This window comes from Streptomyces sp. NPDC022910, from assembly GCF_055561075.1.
Genome location: NZ_JBVHHL010000002.1, coordinates 76,927 through 94,947 on the forward strand (window position 1 = coordinate 76,927; position 18,021 = coordinate 94,947).

Annotated in this window: 12 protein-coding genes and 2 pseudogenes; 7 read left to right on the forward strand and 7 right to left on the reverse strand. The window is 70.6% G+C overall.

Going from position 1 to position 18,021, the window contains the following annotated elements:
• Positions 1–40: 40 nt before the first annotated feature.
• From ACZ3TS_RS02220 to ACZ3TS_RS02230, 3 genes and pseudogenes are all read left to right on the forward strand, one after another.
• On the forward strand, positions 41–661 hold the full coding sequence (locus ACZ3TS_RS02220; protein ID WP_467612826.1) for a TetR/AcrR family transcriptional regulator: 621 nt from the start codon (positions 41–43) through the stop codon (positions 659–661).
• Positions 662–902: 241 nt separating this feature from the next.
• Positions 903–1,878, forward strand: a pseudogene (locus tag ACZ3TS_RS02225) (endonuclease/exonuclease/phosphatase family protein).
• Between the two features lie 89 nt (positions 1,879–1,967).
• Positions 1,968–3,188 carry an MFS transporter gene (locus ACZ3TS_RS02230; protein ID WP_467612829.1) on the forward strand — a complete coding sequence of 407 codons (1,221 nt, stop codon included), beginning with the start codon at positions 1,968–1,970 and terminating at the stop codon, positions 3,186–3,188.
• A 95-nt stretch (positions 3,189–3,283) separates the two neighbouring features.
• Here the strand turns inward: ACZ3TS_RS02230 and ACZ3TS_RS02235 are convergent, their stop codons facing one another.
• The 4 genes from ACZ3TS_RS02235 to ACZ3TS_RS02250 all read right to left on the reverse strand — a co-directional run bounded on the left by ACZ3TS_RS02235 (position 3,284) and on the right by ACZ3TS_RS02250 (position 8,986).
• The gene (locus ACZ3TS_RS02235; RefSeq protein ID WP_467612832.1) at positions 3,284–5,347 is read right to left on the reverse strand and encodes an NAD(+) synthase; all 2,064 of its coding nucleotides are present in this window, start codon (positions 5,345–5,347) and stop codon (positions 3,284–3,286) included.
• A 126-nt stretch (positions 5,348–5,473) separates the two neighbouring features.
• Positions 5,474–7,414, reverse strand: a complete 1,941-nt coding sequence (locus tag ACZ3TS_RS02240; RefSeq protein ID WP_467612835.1) for a S53 family peptidase — start codon at positions 7,412–7,414, stop codon at positions 5,474–5,476.
• 286 nt (positions 7,415–7,700) lie between these two features.
• On the reverse strand, positions 7,701–8,324 hold the full coding sequence (locus ACZ3TS_RS02245; protein ID WP_467612838.1) for a DUF305 domain-containing protein: 624 nt from the start codon (positions 8,322–8,324) through the stop codon (positions 7,701–7,703).
• Entirely contained in the window at positions 8,321–8,986 is a 666-nt protein-coding gene (locus tag ACZ3TS_RS02250) for a DUF3105 domain-containing protein (RefSeq protein ID WP_467612841.1), read from the reverse strand. Before ACZ3TS_RS02250 ends, ACZ3TS_RS02245 begins: the two co-directional genes overlap by 4 nt.
• A 230-nt stretch (positions 8,987–9,216) precedes the next feature.
• On the opposite strand from ACZ3TS_RS02250, the gene ACZ3TS_RS02255 reads away from it, so the two are divergent.
• Positions 9,217–9,654, forward strand: a complete 438-nt coding sequence (locus tag ACZ3TS_RS02255; RefSeq protein WP_467612844.1) for an RrF2 family transcriptional regulator — start codon at positions 9,217–9,219, stop codon at positions 9,652–9,654.
• Between the two features lie 116 nt (positions 9,655–9,770).
• Here ACZ3TS_RS02255 and ACZ3TS_RS02260 read toward each other — a convergent pair.
• Positions 9,771–10,957: pseudogene (locus ACZ3TS_RS02260) on the reverse strand (globin domain-containing protein).
• 314 nt (positions 10,958–11,271) lie between these two features.
• Here ACZ3TS_RS02260 and glnA point away from each other — a divergent pair.
• Together glnA and ACZ3TS_RS02270 are read left to right on the forward strand one after the other, a co-directional pair.
• Entirely contained in the window at positions 11,272–12,633 is a 1,362-nt protein-coding gene (gene glnA, locus ACZ3TS_RS02265) for a type I glutamate--ammonia ligase (RefSeq protein WP_467612847.1), read from the forward strand.
• 266 nt (positions 12,634–12,899) lie between these two features.
• Entirely contained in the window at positions 12,900–13,373 is a 474-nt protein-coding gene (locus ACZ3TS_RS02270) for a carboxymuconolactone decarboxylase family protein (RefSeq protein WP_467612850.1), read from the forward strand.
• 99 nt (positions 13,374–13,472) lie between these two features.
• Here ACZ3TS_RS02270 and ACZ3TS_RS02275 read toward each other — a convergent pair whose 3' ends face one another.
• Positions 13,473–13,988 (reverse strand): pyridoxamine 5'-phosphate oxidase family protein, encoded by a 516-nt coding sequence (locus tag ACZ3TS_RS02275; RefSeq protein WP_467612853.1) that lies wholly within the window; start codon positions 13,986–13,988, stop codon positions 13,473–13,475.
• A 169-nt stretch (positions 13,989–14,157) separates the two neighbouring features.
• On the opposite strand from ACZ3TS_RS02275, the gene ACZ3TS_RS02280 reads away from it, so the two are divergent.
• On the forward strand, positions 14,158–17,154 hold the full coding sequence (locus ACZ3TS_RS02280; protein ID WP_467612856.1) for a bifunctional [glutamine synthetase] adenylyltransferase/[glutamine synthetase]-adenylyl-L-tyrosine phosphorylase: 2,997 nt from the start codon (positions 14,158–14,160) through the stop codon (positions 17,152–17,154).
• Here ACZ3TS_RS02280 and ACZ3TS_RS02285 read toward each other — a convergent pair.
• Positions 17,142–18,017, reverse strand: coding sequence for a phosphatase PAP2 family protein (locus ACZ3TS_RS02285; RefSeq protein ID WP_467612859.1), 876 nt, complete (start codon positions 18,015–18,017; stop codon positions 17,142–17,144). The two genes, ACZ3TS_RS02280 and ACZ3TS_RS02285, sit on opposite strands and share 13 nt — an antisense overlap.
• Positions 18,018–18,021: the final 4 nt, after the last annotated feature.

Below are 18,021 nucleotides of genomic sequence, written 5' to 3' on the forward strand. Positions count from 1 at the left end.
GGGGGAGAATCATCCGAGCGCAGCAAGGACGGAGTCGAACGTGAACCTCGCGGAGAGCCGGTCCCAGCAGGACTCCCCCGTGCGGGGACGTCCCCGCAGCGAGGCCGTCGAACGGGCCATCGTCGAAGGGGTGATGAAGCTCATCGAGGACGGCGTGTCCCTCGCGGATCTGTCCATAGAGCGCATCGCCCGCACCGCCGGCGTCGGCAAGGCCACCATCTACCGCCGGTGGAGCAACAAGGAGGACCTCTTCGTCGACGTCATGCGCGCCACCGAGCCCGTGGACCCCGAACTTCCCGGCACCTCCATGCGGGACGACCTGGTCGTCCTCCTGGAGTCGCTGCGGCAGCGCGGACTGGCCAGCCGCTCCTCGGCGATCCTGCACAACGTGCACGCCCAGATGAAGAGCAGCCCCAAGATCTGGGCCGCCTACCACGCGACCGTCGTCGCCCCCCGGCGCCGGCTCGGGATCGAAGTCCTGCGCCGCGGGCAGGAGAACGGCGAGCTGCGCAGGGACGTGGACATCGAGCTGATGAACGACATCCTCGTCGGCCCCATGCTCGTGCGCTCCGTGCTGCGCCCCGACGCGCAGCTGAAGGAGGGCCTCGCCGAGCAGATCGTCGACACGGTCCTGGAGGGTCTACGGCCCCTCGGTTGCTAGCCGTTGTGTACGCGTTTCGTCACAGAAGGCCCTTCTCGTGCCGTCGTCCGGAACTCCGGACGCCGCCTTCGTCGTCCTCGTGCCCGTACGGCCGTCATGGGGCGGCAGGAACGGAGCCGATCATCCCCTAGGGTCGTAACCGCGGGGACGACGGTGTGCACGGCAAGTTGTGAGGCGACGGTATGGCGCAGGCGTACATGACGGAGGCGGGCGGCGGCGGCACAGGGCCGGACCGCAGAGGATCCCGGCTCCGGCGCGTGTACGACGTCCTGCGCGGCGACCGCGGTATCTGGCGCCGCGGGATCGTGCCGGCCGCTCTCGCGGTCGTCCTCGCGCTGGTGATGCTGGTGCACGCGCAGATCCCCAACAGCATCGGCAACCTCGGCAGTCTCACCGAGACGTTCCTGCCGTGGTTCGGGGTGGTGTTCATCCCGCTGCTGCTGATCCTCGCGCTGGTGCGGAAATCGGCGACCGCGCTGATCGCCGTGCTGGTGCCCCTGGTGGCCTGGCTGAACCTCTTCGGCGGGCTGCTCGGCGACAAGACCGGCGGTGGCGGCGATCTGACCGTCGTCACGCACAACGTCAACGCCGACAACCCCGACCCGTCCGCCACCGCCCGCGACGTGGCCGCGTCCGGCGCGGACGTGCTGGCACTGGAGGAACTGAAGGCGTCCGCGGTCCCGGTGTATGAGCAGGCGCTGGCGTCGACGTACAAGTACCACTCGGTGCAGGGCACGGTCGGGCTGTGGAGCAAGTACCCGCTGAGCGGGGTGAGGGCCGTGGACATCAAGCTGGGCTGGACGCGGGCGATGCGGGCCACCGTGAGCACCCCGGAGGGGCGGGTCGCCGTCTATGTCGCCCATATGCCCTCGGTGCGGGTGAAGCTGGCGGCCGGGTTCACCGCGCGGCAGCGGGACACCAGCGCGGACGCGCTCGGTGAGGCCATCGCGGACGAGAAGCTGACCCAGGTGATCCTGCTGGGCGACCTCAACGGCACGATGAACGACCGGGCGCTCAACGCCGTCACCTCGCAGATGCGCTCCACCCAGGGCGCGGCGGGCAGCGGGTTCGGGTTCAGCTGGCCGGCGTCGTTCCCGATGGCGCGGATCGACCAGATCCTGGTCAGGGGCGTCGAGCCGGTGAGCTCGTGGACCCTGCCGCGGACGGGGAGCGACCATCTGCCGGTCGCGGCGCGTGTCAAGGTCACCACGTCGTAACCTCCCGGAATACTGGGCCTGGCAGGCTTTGTTCCGTACGTGAACATATGATGTGACGGAACCCCGCTCCTGAAAGGCAAAGGCCCTTCATGCCTCTGGCCCTGCTCGCCCTCGCCGTGGGCGCCTTCGGCATCGGTACCACCGAGTTCGTGATGATGGGCCTGCTGCCCAACGTCGCGGACGACCTGCACATATCCATCCCCACCGCCGGGCACCTGGTCTCGGCGTACGCGCTCGGTGTGGTGATCGGCGCGCCGCTGCTCGCCGCGGTCACGGCCCGTATGCCGCGCCGCAAGGTGCTCATCGGCCTGATGGCGCTGTTCGTCGTGGGCAACGCGCTGTCCGGTCTCGCCCCCGACCAGCACTGGCTGCTGGCCGCTCGTTTCCTGAGCGGTCTGCCACACGGGGCGTTCTTCGGCGTCGGCGCGGTGGTCGCCACGAACCTGGTCTCGCCCGAGCGCAAGGCCCGCTCGGTGTCGCTGATGTTCCTGGGCCTGACGGTCGCCAACATCGCGGGCGTGCCGGTGGCCACGCTGATGGGCCAACACCTGGGGTGGCGGGCGACGTTCCTGGGCGTGAGCGCGATCGGTGTCGCGGCGACAGCGTCGCTGTCCTTCCTGATCCCCCGGGACCACATCCATGCCCCGACCGGTGGCCTGAGGGGCGAACTGGCGGCCCTGCGCTCCCTGCCGGTGTGGCTGGCGCTCGGCACGACGGTGGCAGGCTTCGGCGCGCTGTTCTCGGCGTACAGCTATGTGACGCCGATGCTGACGGACGTGGCGGGGTACGCCGACGCGAGTGTCACGCTCCTGCTGGCTCTGTTCGGCGTGGGAGCGACGATCGGCAACCTGGTGGGCGGCCGCCTCGCGGACCACTCGCTGCGGGGCACGCTGTTCGGCGGCCTGACGTCGCTGGTCGCGGTCCTGGCGCTGTTCCCGCTGCTCATGGGAACCGAGTGGAGCGCGGCGCTGGCGGTGACGCTGCTGGGCACGGCGGCGTTCATCACCGGTTCCCCGCTCCAGCTGATGGTCATGGAGAAGGCGTCCGCGGCCCCCTCCCTCGCGTCCTCGGCGAACCAGGCGGCCTTCAACCTGGCGAACGCGGGCGGCGCCTGGATCGGCGGCCTGGCCCTGGCCGCGGGCTTCGGCGTGACGTCTCCGGCGGTGGCCGGGGCGGGGCTGGCGGTGCTGGGTCTCGCGGTGGCCGCGACGGCGGCTGCGGTGGACCGGCGCCGGGGCGCACAGCGGGCCGGACGGCAGCGGGTGGTCGCCTCGCATCTGCCGCACGAGTCGGAGGCGCTGTACCGCTGAGCTCCGCGCGCCACGCCAAGGGGTGCCCGGTATCCACCGGGCACCCCTTGTCGTTGGTGCCGTAGCTGTCGCTCAGGCGGTCCCGCGCCGGCCGGTCACCGTCCCGCGTCCTCGATGTTCTCGAGGTCGAAGCGGGCGAGGTCGCGCAGCCAGGCCCGTGCCGTGCTGTCGGACGGTGCGCGCCAGTCGCCGCGCGGTGAGAGCGAACCGCCGGCCGAGACCTTCGGCCCGTTCGGCATGGCCGACCGCTTGAACTGCGCGAACGCGAAGAAGCGACGGCAGAAGACCTCGAGCCAGTGCCGGATCTCCGGCAGGTCGTACGCCACCCGCTTGGCCTCCGGGAAGTTCGGCGGCCAGGCGCCGGTCTGCGGGTCGTGCCAGGCGTGCCAGGCCAGGAAGGCGATCTTCGACGGCCGGAAGCCGTACCGCAGGATGTGGAAGAGCGTGAAGTCGTGCAGCGCGTACGGGCCGATCTTCGACTCGGTGGACTGCATCTCCTCACCCGGTACGAGCTCCGGGCTGATCTCGGTGTCGAGGATCGCGGCGAGCGTCTTGCCGGTCTCCTCGTCGAACTGTCCGCTGCTGATGACCCAGCGGATCAGATGCTGGATCAGCGTCTTCGGCACGCCCGAGTTGACGTTGTAGTGGCTCATCTGGTCGCCCACGCCGTACGTGGACCAGCCGAGCGCCAGCTCCGACAGGTCACCGGTGCCCAGCACGATGCCGCCGCGCTGGTTGGCCAGCCGGAACAGGTAGTCGGTGCGCAGCCCGGCCTGCACGTTCTCGAAGGTGACGTCGTACACCGGCTCGCCGGAGGCAAACGGGTGCCCCATCTCCTTCAGCATCAGCCGCGCGGTGGGCGTGATGTCCAGCTCGGCAGCGGTGACGCCGAGCGAGTTCATCAGCTTGTGGGCGTTGTCCTTGGTGTGGTCGCTGGTGGCGAAGCCGGGCAGCGTGAAGGCCAGGATGTCGCTGCGCGGGCGGCCCGCGCGGTCCATGGCGCGTGCGGCGACGATCAGCGCGTGCGTGGAGTCGAGGCCGCCGGAAACCCCGATGACCACCTTCGCGCCACCGATCGCCGCGAGCCGCTGTTGGAGGCCCACGACCTGGATGTTGTACGCCTCGTAGCAGTCCAGGGCGAGGCGGTCGGGGTCGGCCGGCACGAACGGGAAGCGCTCCAGGCGGCGGCGCAACCCCAGGTCGGTGAGCGGCGGATCGAGCTCGAACCCGACCGTCCGGAAGTCGCCGGTCCGCGCGCTGTGCGTACGGCGGTTGTCGTCGAACGTGCCCATCCGCAGCCGCTCCTGCCGCAGCAGGTCGAGGTCCACGTCGGCCACCGCGTAACTGTCGCCGAGCGGGAACCGCTCGGTCTCGGCCAGCAGCACGCCGTTCTCGTAGATCATGGTCTGGCCGTCCCAGGACAGGTCGGTGGTCGACTCGCCCAGTCCGGCCGCCGCGTAGACGTACGCCGCGAGGCAGCGGGAGGACGCCGAGCGGCACAGCAGCTTTCGGTCTTCGGCCCGCCCGACCGTGATCGGGCTGCCTGAGAGATTGACGAGGAGGGTCGCACCGGCGAGGGCCGCCTCCGCGCTGGGCGGCACCGGCACCCACATGTCCTCGCAGATCTCCGCGTGCAGCACCAGACCGGGGACGTCCTCGGCCGCGAACAGCAGATCCACGCCGAACGGCACGGCCTCGCCGCCGACGCGGATCGACCCGCCGCGCTCGTCGGCGCCGTCACCGATCTGCCGGCGCTCGTAGAACTCCCGGTAGTTCGGCGGGTACGACTTGGGCACGACACCGAGGACGCGGCCGCGGTGCACGACCACCGCGCAGTTGTAGACCCGGTTACGGTGGCGCAGCGGGGCACCGACGACCAGGACCGGCAGCAGCTGAGCCGATCCGGCCACCACCTCCTTCAGCGCCTCCTCGACCTGATCGAGCAGCGCGTCCTGAAGCAGCAGGTCCTCGATCGAGTAGCCGCACAGCACCATCTCCGGGAAGACGGCGACGGCGACCCCCTCCTCGGCGCACCGGCGCGCGTGACGTAGCACCGCTTCGGCGTTGGCGTGCGGGTCCGCGATGACGGTGTGACCCGTGCACGCGGCGACACGTGCGAAGCCATGCTGATAGATCGACCAGAAGTTCAACGGAGGCACGGGCCCAGTGTAATCGTCAGAGCGACGCGATGGGGTGGTGCGGGGTGTGTGCCACCCCACGCGCGGCGAAGGGGCGCGGGGTGGACTCACCCCGCGCCCCTTCAAGGTGCCGTTGCCGGCGGTGCCTCAGCGGCGCCACGACTCGACGTAGCCGGGAGCGGGCGAGCCCACACCGGTCACGTCGTCATAGCCCTTCACGGCGCTCAGCGAGCTGTCCTTGCCGAGGCTGCGGACAGAGGTGGCGAGGCCACCCGTGGCGTCGTAGCCGTTCACGAAGTCGACGCGCGCCACGGCGAGTCCGGAGCCCGTGGGGTTGTCCGTGACGTCGTGGTACGCCTGCGAGCCGTACTTCGCGTAGATGGCCGGGTTGGCGAAGCCGATCGGCTTGCCGCCGCGGGCCTCCTGGGCCAGTGCCTGGACGGCGGCGATCACCGGCGCGGCGAGCGAGGTGCCGCCGATGCGGTACTCGTCGTACGCCTGCGTCTTGCCGTCCGGCAGGGTCTGCGTCTGGCCGACCTTGAAGCCGGTGTTGGGGTCGGCGATCGCCGCGATGTCCGGGACGACCCGGTTGCCGGTGGCGTTGTTGGCCGTGGCCAGCGCCTCCGGGACGACGCCCTTCTGGTAGTAGGGCTCCGCCACGGTCCTGCTGGTGCCGCCGCCCGCGCCCGACGTGAAGGCGCCGGGGAAGTTCACCCAGCTCTTGCCGTCGCTCGACAGGGCGGCCTTCTCGGTGCCCCAGCCGGTCTCCCACTGGTACTTGTCGCCCTTGCCGACCGCCAGCGAGGTACCGCCGACCGCCGTCACCCAGGACGAGTTGGCCGGGGTGTCGACCTGCTTCGTACCGGTGTTGGCGACCTCGTCGCCGTTGTCGCCGGAGGAGAAGTAGAAGCCGATGCCCTCGACCGCGCCGAACTGGAAGACCTGGTCGTAGGCCGCCGCGACGTCCGGCGTCTCGTTGGCCTCGATGTCGCCCCACGAGTTGGAGACGATGTCGGCCAGATGCCCGTCGACGATCTTGTTCAGCGAGTCGAGCAGATCGTCGTCGTAGCAGGAGGCGGCACCCACATAGGTGATGCTCGCGGCCGGGGCGACCGCGTGCACGGCCTCGACGTCGAGCGTCTCCTCGCCGTACCAGCCGGCGGCCCCGCACTCCTGGGTCTTCGTGTAGTTCTTGGGCAGCACCTGGCGCAGCTGACCGCTGGTGTACGCGGCGTCGCCGTGCTTCTTCGCGTAGGTGGCCGCGTCGAAGCCGATGGTCGGGGAGGCGTACGCGTCGGTGATGGCGACCCGCACCCCCTTGCCCGTACGGGTGCCCGCGCCGTACGCGGCCCGCAGCTGCTTGCCCGTATAGCCCTGGACGGCGTACGGGATCTTCGTGCCATAGGCGTCCGGCAGCGTCGTCGCGGTGTTCGACCCGTAGTAGGAGGAGAACGGCCCGGCGTTGCGGAAGACGGTCTCCGGCGGCGGCAGCTGGTCGCTGTGGCTCGCCTTGTGCGGGGCGTTGTCCAGGCCGGTGACGGTCAGGACGGCACCGCCCAGGCTCTCCGGCGCGGAGGCCGACTTCGACGGCGCACGGTACGTCTTCGAGCCCTTGGTGTAGTTGTGCAGCTGCGTGCCGAACGCCTTCTCGGCGGCGGCCACGTCACCCGTCACGGCGACGTAGTGCTGCGTGACGGCGGTGACCTTCAGGCCCGCCGCCTTCAGCCACGACGTCACCGCGGCAACCTGGGCCTTCGTCGCGCCGAAGCGCGCTTGTGCCTGCTTGGCGCCCAGGTACTTGCCGTACAACGGCGAGCTCGGGTCGGAGACCGCCTTCGCGTAGGCGGCCAGGCCGGTGGCGTTGCGGCCGGCGAGGTAGACCCGGGCGGAGACCTGGGCGCTGTCCGAGGTCGCGCCCTTGTCCGCCTTGGCCGTCGCCCACGCGGGCTTGGTGCCCGCGAGTGCCTCCCGGCCGGGGTTGTCCGCAGCGTGCGCCGCGGGTATGCCGAGCGCCAGTGCGCCGACGAGCAGCGGCAGTGTCGCTGCCATGCTCACCCCGGCGCGCGCCTTGGCACGGTTGGATCTCATATAGCCCCCTGCGATGCGGTTCGTCGCATGTAGTGGTCCGGTGGGTGATCCGCGTAGAACCCCCGCGCGAGGAAGGCGCGGCGAATGGATCACACGATGGGGGCCACTCTTGCGATGAACGGTTCATGCCAGGGGAATGAAAAGGCCAAGAAGACCTCAAGTGCCCGCAATTGATGGGCATGTGGGCGGGTTTCGGCGAACCCCCGCCTGTTGCGGCTTGATTGCGATTGCCGAGGCGTCCTTGCGCGTCCGGAACGCGGCGGGGGTGCGGGGGTGTGCGATACGGCTAGTCGCGTGGCTTCGCGCCGCGTTCCCGGAGCATCGTCGCCATCAGTTCGATCTCCGACTGCTGCGCGTCGACCATGCCCTGCGCGAGCTTCTTCTCGACGCCCACCGTGCACTTGGCGACACAGCCCTCGGCCATGTGGATGCCGCCCTTGTGGTGGTCGGTCATCAGCTGCAGGTAGAGGATCTCCGCCTGTTTGCCTTGAAGCGTGTTGAGCTTCTTCAGCTCGGTGTTGGTCGCCATGCCCGGCATCAGCGCGCCGTCCTTGCCGGAGGCCATGTCGCCCATGCCCATCCACGTCATCGGCGGATCGGCGGACACCTTCGGCAGCCCCCACAGGTCGAGCCAACCCAGCAGCATGCCGCGCTGGTTGGCCTGCGTCTGCGCGATGTCGTAGGCGAGCCGGCGCACCTCCTCGTTCTTCGTGCGGTCGCGCACGATGTACGACATCTCGACGGCCTGCTGGTGGTGCACCGCCATGTCCCGGGCGAAGCCCGCGTCCGCGGAGCCGGCGGTGGGCACCTCGGTCGTGGATCCGGTGTCCTCGGCGACCGCGTAGGTGATCGCCCCGGCCGCGATGAGCGCCGCCGCGGCCGCCCCCGCGATCCAGCCGATGTGCCTCACTGGCCCAGTCCGCCGGTACAGGCGGCTCCCGGCTCCGGCGTCTGGGAGCCCTGGACGAACTGGGCGAAGAACTTGTCGACGTCCGGGTCGCTCGCGCTTTTGACCGTGCGCTGGTGGGCCCAGGCGCTGAGCATGATCGGGTCCTTCTGGTCCCCGACGGGGCTCATCAGCGTGTACGGCGTCTTCTTCACCTTCGCGGCGAGCGCGTCGACGTCGGTCTTGGACGCCTTGCTGTTGTACGTCACCCAGACGGCGCCGTGCTCCAGCGAGTGCACGGCGTTCATGTTGTTGACGGGCTTGGTGTAGACGTCGCCGTTGCAGTTCTGCCAGACCGGGTTGTGGTTGCCGCCGACCGGAGGCTCCATGGGGTACGTCACGGCCTTGGCGGTGTGGGTGCGGCCCAGCGTGCCCTTCCAGGTCTTCACGCCGTCGGCGCCCGTGACGAAGTGGCCCGAGCCCTTGGCGTCGCTCGCGGCGGCGGCCTTGTCGCCGGACTGCGACTGGACGAGGACGACACCGCCGACGACGAGACCGGCGACGACGACCACGCTCGCGGCGACGGTGAGGATCCGGCTGCGGCGCTCACGGGCGCGCTCGGCGCGGCGCATTTCCTCTATGCGTGCCTTGCGCTCGGCGGAGCCGGTCTTGTTGGCGGAACCCATGGGAGTCCTTTTCGGGAAGGGCGGGGAAGGGCGGGTTTCTGCAAAAGCGGGGACGGGCGGGTTTCGGGAAAAGCGGGGACGGGCGGGTTCGGGAAAAGCGGGGACGGGCGGGACCGCTGATCGTAGTGGGACGCGGACCCCCGTACGTATCAAGGTCACGGGAATGGCTGAACAAGTGGCTTTCGTGCCCATAATTTGAAACCAAGATGCGCATTATTTACGCTGGTGGCATGCGGCTGTTGCGCTCCACCGACCTGGCGCTGCGCGTCCTGATGCGGCTCGCCGTCACCGGCGAGTCCCACCCCACGACCCGCGAGGTCGCGGCGGCCATGGACGTGCCGTACACGCACGCCGCGAAGGTCGTCGCGCAACTTCAGCACATGGGGTTGCTGGAGACCCGTCGCGGCCGGGGCGGCGGGCTCTCGCTCACCGAGCCCGGGCGTACGGCGTCGGTCGGCGCGGTCGTCCGTGCCTTCGAAGGTGACGGCGACGTCGTCGACTGCGAGGGCGGCGCCACGCCCTGCCCCCTCCACACCGGGTGCCGGCTGCGCGGTGCGCTGCGGCGGGCCCAGGAGGCGTTCTTCGCCTCGCTGGACCCGGTGACGGTCGAGGACGTGGTGGCGGCGCCGACGGGACCGCTGCTGCTGGGGATCTCCCGGATGCCTTAGGCCCTGTCGTCGGACTCCCGCCCTGCCCGGTGGACGGACGACGGGAGTTCGGCGACAGGGCCTGGCCGGCGCGGGTCGCTGTCCGGGGCACTTCAGCGCGCCGGCCGGGGGTTCGGTCAGCTCTCCGCCAGCCACAGGTCGGGTCCGAACACCTCGTAGTGGATGTCGGCGGGCGCCACGCCCTTCTCGATGAGCTGGGCGCGTACGGTGCGCATGAAGGGCAGCGGACCGCACAAATACGCGCGCGTGCCCGGCGCGACCGCCAGCTGGGAGAGGTCTGCGCGGCCGGTGCGCGCGGACTCGGGCGCGCCCTGCTCGTACCAGAAGTGCACGGCGCAGTCCGGCAGCTTGGCCGCGAACCCCTCGTGGTCGGCGCGCAGGGCGTGCACGGCGGGGGAGCGATCCGCGTGCACGACCGTGACCGGGGCGCCGTGGCCGGTGCGGGCCAGCTGCTCCAGCATGGCGATCATCGGGGTCACGCCGATGCCGGCGGAGGCGAGCAGCAGGGGCGCGTCGCCGGCGTCCAGGACGAGATCGCCGTAGGGGGCCGACAGCTCGAGGACGTCGCCCTCGTGCACGCGGGCGTGGAGGTGGCCGGAGACCTCTCCGTCGAGGGCCGTACCGTACCGCCCGGCACGCGCTTGACGCTGATCTGCCGCAGCGGTGAGCCGGGTGCGGCGGAGAGGCTGTACTGGCGGATCTGCCGGGCGCCGTCCGGGAGCCCGACGCGGACGGAGACGTACTGGCCGGGGCGGAAGTCGGGGACGGGGCCGTCGTCGGCCGGGCGCAGCTGGAAGGTGGCGACGTCCAAGGTCTCCTCGACGCGTCCGGCGACGCGCCAGGTCCGCCAGCCGGTCTGCCCGCTCGCGTCGTACAGCCGCCTCTCGATCGCGATCAGCGCGTTCGCCATCAGCCAGTAGACCTCGTCCCATGCGGTCGCGACCTCGGGGGTGACCGCGTCTTGCAGGACCTCCGCGATGGCCGCGAAGAGGTGCTGGTGGACGACCTTGTACTGCTCGGGCGTCACACCCAGTGAGGCGTGCTTGTGGGCGATGCGGCTCAGCATCACGTCGGGCCGCTCCTCCGGGTGCTCCACCAGGTACGAAGCGAAGGCGGCGATCGAGCCCGCCAGCGCCTGCCGCTGGGTGCCGGCCGCCTGGTTGCCGCGGTTGAAGAGGTCGCGCAGCAGTTCCGGGTGAGCGGAGAACAGCCCGTCGTAGAAACGCTCGGTGATCTTCCCGAGGGAGGCGCCGACCGCGGGGAGGGTGGCACGGACCGTGGCGGCGGACTGTTCGGACAGCATCGGGACTCCTTTGCGAGGGGTGGGTCTCGGCCCCGTCGGGTGTCCGCCACCGTAGTAAAACTTGCATATGAGATGCAAATTATGAGGCGGGAGAGTGAGAAGAGGTCGGCCATTACACATGGGCCGACGAACAGGCAAGATGGGCGACAGAGCAGGACACCTGCCATACGCGAGGCGTTCAGTCCCGGGTCGGCCCGGCGATCAAGGTCCGCAACGCGCATGAAACGGTGTTGTGGTGGGATGCTCAGGTGCCCGACCGCCTCCTGTGGTACGGGAGACAGGCGGCCTGACCAGCAAGGATGGGGAAGCGGAAGATGGACAAGCAGCAGGAGTTCGTGCTCCGGACACTGGAGGAGCGCGACATCCGGTTCGTACGCCTGTGGTTCACGGACGTGCTGGGCTTCCTGAAGTCCGTGGCCGTGGCGCCCGCCGAACTGGAGCAGGCCTTCGACGAGGGCATCGGCTTCGACGGCTCCGCCATCGAGGGCTTCGCGCGGGTGTACGAGTCCGACATGATCGCCAAGCCGGACCCGTCGACCTTCCAGGTCCTGCCGTGGCGTGCCGAGGCGCCGGGCACGGCCCGTATGTTCTGCGACATCCTCATGCCGGACGGCTCCCCGTCCTTCGCGGACCCGCGGTACGTGCTCAAGCGCGCCCTCGCCCGCGCCTCCGACCTGGGCTTCACCTTCTACACCCACCCGGAGATCGAGTTCTTCCTGCTGAAGGACCGGCCTCTCGACGGCTCCCGGCCGACCCCGGCCGACAATTCCGGCTACTTCGACCACACCCCGCAGAACGTCGGCATGGACTTCCGCCGCCAGGCGATCACGATGCTGGAGTCGATGGGCATCTCGGTCGAGTTCTCCCACCACGAGGGCGCGCCGGGCCAGCAGGAGATCGACCTGCGCTACGCGGACGCGCTGTCCACGGCCGACAACATCATGACGTTCCGTCTGGTCATGAAGCAGGTGGCGCTGGAACAGGGCGTGCAGGCGACCTTCATGCCGAAGCCGTTCTCGGAGCACCCGGGCAGCGGCATGCACACACACCTCTCGCTCTTCGAGGGCGACCGGAACGCGTTCTACGAGTCGGGTGCCGAGTACCAGCTGTCCAAGGTCGGCCGCTCCTTCATCGCGGGTCTGCTGCGGCACGCGGCGGAGACCTCGGCGGTCACCAACCAGTGGGTGAACTCGTACAAGCGCATCTGGGGCGGCTCCGAGCGCACGGCAGGCGCCGGCGGCGAGGCCCCCTCCTACATCTGCTGGGGCCACAACAACCGCTCGGCCCTGGTCCGCGTCCCGATGTACAAGCCCGGGAAGACCGGCTCGGCCCGCGTCGAGGTCCGCTCGCTCGACTCGGGCGCGAACCCGTACCTGGCCTACGCGGTCCTGCTGGCCGCCGGCCTGAAGGGCATCGAGGAGGGCTACGAGCTCCCGCCGGGCGCCGAGGACGACGTGTGGGCCCTGACGGACGCCGAGCGCCGCGCCATGGGCATCGAGCCCCTGCCGCAGAACCTCGGCGAGGCGCTCACCTTGATGCAGCGCAGCGACCTGATCGCGGAGACCCTCGGCGAACACGTCTTCGACTTCTTCCTCCGCAACAAGAAGCAGGAGTGGGAGGAGTACCGCTCGGAGGTCACGGCGTTCGAGCTGCGCAAGAACCTGCCGGTGCTGTAGGCGCAGGTCACAGCGGGTATCCCGCTGATTTTCGACAAGTGGGGCCGATGGTCGTGGACCGTCGGCCCCACCGCGTGTCACTGCCCCTGGGCCGTCTCTCGGGCGTCCGGCGCCGGGTTGTACAGGTCACTGAAGGTCGGTGACCGCAGGTGGTACCTGCCCGCGGTACGGGAGGGGAGAGGCAGGTCACATTCGTTCGTGTCACAACTTGCGGGAGCTGCTGCGTCCAAGAGGTGCAACCACCGACCACGACACAGGAGTGCACCATGGAAGCTCGGTTGAACCCCATGGCCAGCCCGGTCGCAGCCAAGGCCATGAAGCACATCGTCTCGGCGGCCAAGGCGCTCGCGGACTCGACGCTGCCGGCCGCGACGCGCGAACTGGTGATGCTCCGCGCCAGTCAGATCAACGGCTGCGCCGGATGCATCGACATGCACACCAAGGAGGCCGCACACGCCGGGGAGACGGCGCAGCGCCTCCACCTGGTCGCGGCCTGGCGGGAGGCCACGGTGTTCACCGATGCCGAGCGCGCCGCCCTGGAGCTGACGGAACAGGGCACCCGCATCGCCGACGCGGCCGGTGGTGTCACCGACGAGGCCTGGGCGAACGCCGCCAAGCACTACGACGAGGACCAACTCGCCGACTTGGTGACCCAGATCGCCGTCATCAACGCCTTCAACCGCGGAAACGTCATCACCCAGCAGCCCGCCGGCGACTACCAGGTCGGCCAGTTGCACTGACGGGACGGCCGTGGCCGCCGGTCTCGTCCGGCACCGGCAGCAGCGCACACCCCGGGCAACGCTCGCGGAGCCGGGGTGTGCGCTTCGCGTCGTCCTGCGTCACCCGAACCGCCACCGCGTCTGGCTGAACGGCTCCCCCTTGCCGAAGCCGAAAGCGGTCCGCGGCGACACCGAGTAGACGAAAGCGGGCCCGCCCTGTCCCTGGAAAGCCCCGTCCTCGCGCACCTCGAAATGCCACTCCGGCCCGTACTCGTCCTCCCAGCCCCTGGCGAGCTCGCGCAGCCGGTCCACGTCCGTCACACGCACCGCCTCGCCCTCGACCACGATGTCGAAGCCCTCGGCCCAGGTGTTCGTGCCCGTGGTGAGCACGACGTGCGGATTGATCGCGAGGTTGCGCGCCTTGCGTTCGTCGGCGCCCGTCGCGAAGTGCACTGCCCCCTCCCGCCACAGGCCGATGAGGGGGGTGACGTGAGGCCGGCCGTCGGGGCGGACGGTCGACAGCCAGTAGAGTTCGGCGCCCGCCAGCCGGTCCACGGCCTGCGCCCAGGAGGTCGCGACCGCCCCCGGGCTGCTGTAGCGCTCGTCGAGACGGGTGTCGGGTTCCTTGTCCGTCATGTTCTCTCCTCCAGCCACCGGAAGGTCCTCTCAACAGGGCAGACTCCGCACGTCGGCGGAATTCATCGCCCCCCGCACCGGGGCTTGCGCGGGTTACTCCGGTTAGGCTCGGCCCGTACGACCTTGATCCGCCGGCTGGTACGAGCGCGGTTTCGACGGGAGGCCGAGGATGACGGTGCCGGGACGCAGGAGCAGTACCTTCACGCGACTGCTGCGGCACGGCTTCACCGACCCCTCCGCCGCCGAGCGGCTGCTGGAGAGCGTCGAACTTGCGCCGATAAGGTCCGATCCCATCCTGCTCGACGCCCTGGGCGCGACCGCCGACCCCGATCTGGCACTGCGCGGTCTCGTCCGGCTGCTGGAGGCGCAGCCCGCCCCCACCGCCCGGCGCGAGCTGCTCGACACGCTGATCTCCGCCAAGCCCCTGCGCGACCGGCTGCTCGGCGTCCTCGGCGCCTCCGCCGCACTCGCCGACCACCTCGCGCGCCACCCGGGCGACTGGCATGCGCTGGTCAATTACGAGCCGCACGACCTGCACCCCGGCGTGGCGGAGTTCGAACGGCAGCTCGCCGAGGCCACCGACCCCGTCTCGCTGCGCGTCGCCTACCGCCGCTCTCTGCTGTCGATCGCTGCGCGCGACGTGTGCGGCACCATCGACGTCGCTCAGACCGCAGCCGAGCTGGCCGACCTTGCCACCGCCACGCTGCGCGCCGCCCTCGCCATCGCCCGCGCCGCGGCCCCCGACGACGCCGCGAGCTGCTCGCTCGCGGTGATCGCGATGGGCAAGTGCGGCGGCCACGAGCTGAACTACGTCTCCGACGTGGACGTCATCTTCGTCGGTGAGGCCGCGAACGGCGCCGACGAGCGCAAGGCCCTGCAGGCCGCGACCCGGCTCGCCTCGCACATGATGCGCATCTGCTCCGAGACGACCGTCGAGGGCAGCATCTGGCCCGTGGACGCCAACCTGCGGCCCGAGGGCAGAAACGGTCCGCTCGTCCGCACCCTCAGCAGCCACCTCGCGTACTACCAGCGCTGGGCCAAGACCTGGGAGTTCCAGGCCCTGCTCAAGGCGCGCCCGGTGGCCGGCGACATCGAACTCGGCGAGGAGTACGTCGCCACCCTCGCCCCGCTCGTCTGGCAGGCCGCCGAGCGGGAGAACTTCGTCGCCGACGTGCAGAGGATGCGCCGCCGGGTGATCGCCAACATCCCGGTCGGGGAGATCGAGCGCGAACTGAAGCTCGGGCCGGGAGGCCTCAGGGACGTCGAATTCGCCGTACAGCTCCTGCAGTTGGTGCACGGGCGGTCCGACAGCTCGCTGCGCAGCGGCACCACGCTGGACGCCCTGAATGCACTCGCGGCCGGCGGCTACGTCGGGCGCGCCGACGCCGTGCAGCTCGACGAGGCCTACCGCTTTCTGCGGTCCATGGAGCACCGCCTCCAGCTCTACCGGCTGCGCCGTACCCACCTCGTCCCGGAGGATGAGGCCGACCTGCGCCGCCTCGGCCGCTCCCTGGGCCTGCGTACCGAGCCGGTCGCCGAGCTGCGGCGCGAGTGGAGGCGGCACACCGGCGTCGTACGCCGGCTGCACGAGAAGCTGTTCTACCGGCCGCTGCTCGACGCCGTCGCCCAGCTCGGCCCCGGTGAGGCACGGCTGAGCCCCGACGCGGCCCGGGAACGGCTCGTCGCGCTCGGCTACGCGGACCCGGCGGCCGCACTGCGCCACCTGGAGGCGCTGGCGTCCGGCGTCACCCGCAAGGCCGCCATCCAGCGCACCCTGCTGCCCGTACTGCTCGGCTGGTTCGCCGACTCCGCCGACCCGGACGCCGGTCTGCTGGGCTTCCGCAAGGTGTCGGACGCGCTCGGAAAGACCCCGTGGTACCTGCGGCTGCTGCGGGACGAGGGCGCAGCCGCCGAGAACCTCGCCCGTGTCCTGTCCGCCGGCCGGCTCGCCCCCGACCTGCTGATGCGCGCACCCGAGGCGGTGGCCCTCCTCGGTGACGGTGACGGCGGCGGACTGGAGCCCCGCGGGCGCGCCCACCTGGAACAGGAGATCCTCGCCGCGGTCGGCCGCGCCGAGAACGCCGGGCAGGCGGTCACGGTGGCGCGCGGAGTGCGGCGGCGCGAGCTGTTCCGTACGGCCGCCGCGGACATCGTCGGCTCCTACGGCACCGAGGACGCATCCACCCCGCCGGACCAGGGCGCCCTGATCGACATGGTCGGCGGCGCGGTCTCCGATCTGACGGCGGCCACCCTGGCGGGCACGCTCCGCGCGGTCGTACGCGAGGGCTGGGGTGACACCCTGCCCACCAGATTCGCCGTCATCGGCATGGGCCGCTTCGGCGGACACGAGCTGGGCTACGGCTCCGACGCAGACGTGCTGTTCGTGCATGAGCCGCGGGAGGGCGTGGACGAACGGGAGGCGGCCGAGGCCGCGAACCGGGTGGTCGGTCAGATGCGGCGGCTGCTCCAGGTCCCGAGTGCCGACCCGCCGCTGCTGATCGACGCCGACCTGCGTCCCGAGGGCAAGTCGGGGCCGCTCGTGCGCTCCCTCGTGTCGTACGAGGCGTACTACCGGCGCTGGTCGCTGGTGTGGGAGTCGCACGCGCTGCTGCGCGCCGAGCCCGTCGCCGGGGACGAGGACCTCGGCCGCCGCTTCATCGAGCTGATCGACCCGCTGCGCTACCCGGCGGGCGGACTCGACGACGACGCCGTGCGCGAGATCCGGCGCCTGAAGGCTCGCATGGAGTCGGAGCGCCTGCCGCGCGGCGCCGACAAGACGCTCCACACCAAGCTGGGCCGCGGCGGTCTGTCGGACGTGGAATGGACGGTCCAGCTCCTTCAGTTGCGGCGCGGCTGGGTGGAACCCGGCCTGCGCACCACGCGCACCCGTGCCGCGCTCGAGGCGGCGCGCGCCGCGGGACTGATCGCGGGCGAGGAGGCGGCGATCCTGGACGAGGCCTGGGTTCTCGCCTCGCGGGTGCGCAACGCGGTAATGCTGGTGCGGGGGCGCGCGGGCGACACGTTCCCCTCCCAGAGCCGTGAGCTCGCCGCGGTGGGCCGCTACCTGGGATACGGGCCGGGCCACGTGGGCGACATGCTCGACGACTACCGGCGCACGACACGCAGGGCCAGGGCCGTCGTGGAGGAGCTGTTCTACGGAACGTAACCGCTGTTACCGACGGTGACCGGTGTCAGGTTGCGGTGCCAGGTCCGCGGCAGTGTGTACGGCATGGCGCCGTACCACAGCGACGTCGCCGCGAAGCCGATGGCCAGGCAGAGCGTCCCGCCCACCGCGTCGAGCCAGAAGTGGTTCGCCGTGGCAACGATCACCTCCAGGGTCGCCACGGGGTACAGCAGCCCCAGCACCCGCACCCACGGCACCGTCGCCAGCGCGAAGATCGTCAGACCGCACCACAGCGACCAGCCGATGTGCATCGACGGCATCGCCGCGTACTGGTTCGACATGTGCTTCAGGTCGCCCGACGCCATCGAGCCCCAGGTCTGGTGCACCACCACCGTGTCGACGAAGTCCCCGCCGGTCATCAGGCGCGGTGGTGCGAGCGGGAAGAAGTAGTAGCCGAGCAGCGCCACCGCCGTCGTGGCGAACAGGGCGAGCCGTGTCGCCGCGTACCGGCCCGGATGGCTGCGGTACAGCCACACCAGAACACCGAGCGTCACCACGAAGTGCAGCGTCGCGTAGTAGTAGTTCATGCCCACGATCAGCCATGTCACCGAGTTCGCCGCGTGGTTGACCGAGTCCTCCACGGCGATTCCCATGTGCTGCTCGAGGCGCCACAGCCAGTCCGCGTTGGCCAGTGCCTCGGCCTTCTGCTCGGGCACGGCGTTGCGGATCAGTGAGTACGTCCAGTAACTCACCGCGATGAGGAGGATTTCGAACCAGAAGCGAGGCCGCCGGGGAGTGCGGATCCGCCGCAGCAGGCCCTGCCTCGCGCGGTCCTCGGTCTCCTCCGTGACGGCGTCGGCGGCCTGCCTCCGGCCGTCCACCGCAGTCACGGTCTCGTCACCCATAGGC

Excerpts from the sequence above, each read along its gene's own strand:
- ACZ3TS_RS02250 (WP_467612841.1), bottom strand. The coding sequence starts at position 8,986 with ATGGGTTCCGCCAACAAGACCGGCTCCGCCGAGCGCAAGGCACGCATA.
- ACZ3TS_RS02255 (WP_467612844.1), top strand. The coding sequence starts at position 9,217 with ATGCGGCTGTTGCGCTCCACCGACCTGGCGCTGCGCGTCCTGATGCGG.
- ACZ3TS_RS02275 (WP_467612853.1), bottom strand. The coding sequence starts at position 13,988 with ATGACGGACAAGGAACCCGACACCCGTCTCGACGAGCGCTACAGCAGC.
- ACZ3TS_RS02270 (WP_467612850.1), top strand. The coding sequence starts at position 12,900 with ATGGAAGCTCGGTTGAACCCCATGGCCAGCCCGGTCGCAGCCAAGGCC.
- ACZ3TS_RS02285 (WP_467612859.1), bottom strand. The coding sequence starts at position 18,017 with ATGGGTGACGAGACCGTGACTGCGGTGGACGGCCGGAGGCAGGCCGCC.
- ACZ3TS_RS02240 (WP_467612835.1), bottom strand. The coding sequence starts at position 7,414 with ATGAGATCCAACCGTGCCAAGGCGCGCGCCGGGGTGAGCATGGCAGCG.
- glnA (WP_467612847.1), top strand. The coding sequence starts at position 11,272 with ATGGACAAGCAGCAGGAGTTCGTGCTCCGGACACTGGAGGAGCGCGAC.
- ACZ3TS_RS02280 (WP_467612856.1), top strand. The coding sequence starts at position 14,158 with ATGACGGTGCCGGGACGCAGGAGCAGTACCTTCACGCGACTGCTGCGG.
- ACZ3TS_RS02230 (WP_467612829.1), top strand. The coding sequence starts at position 1,968 with ATGCCTCTGGCCCTGCTCGCCCTCGCCGTGGGCGCCTTCGGCATCGGT.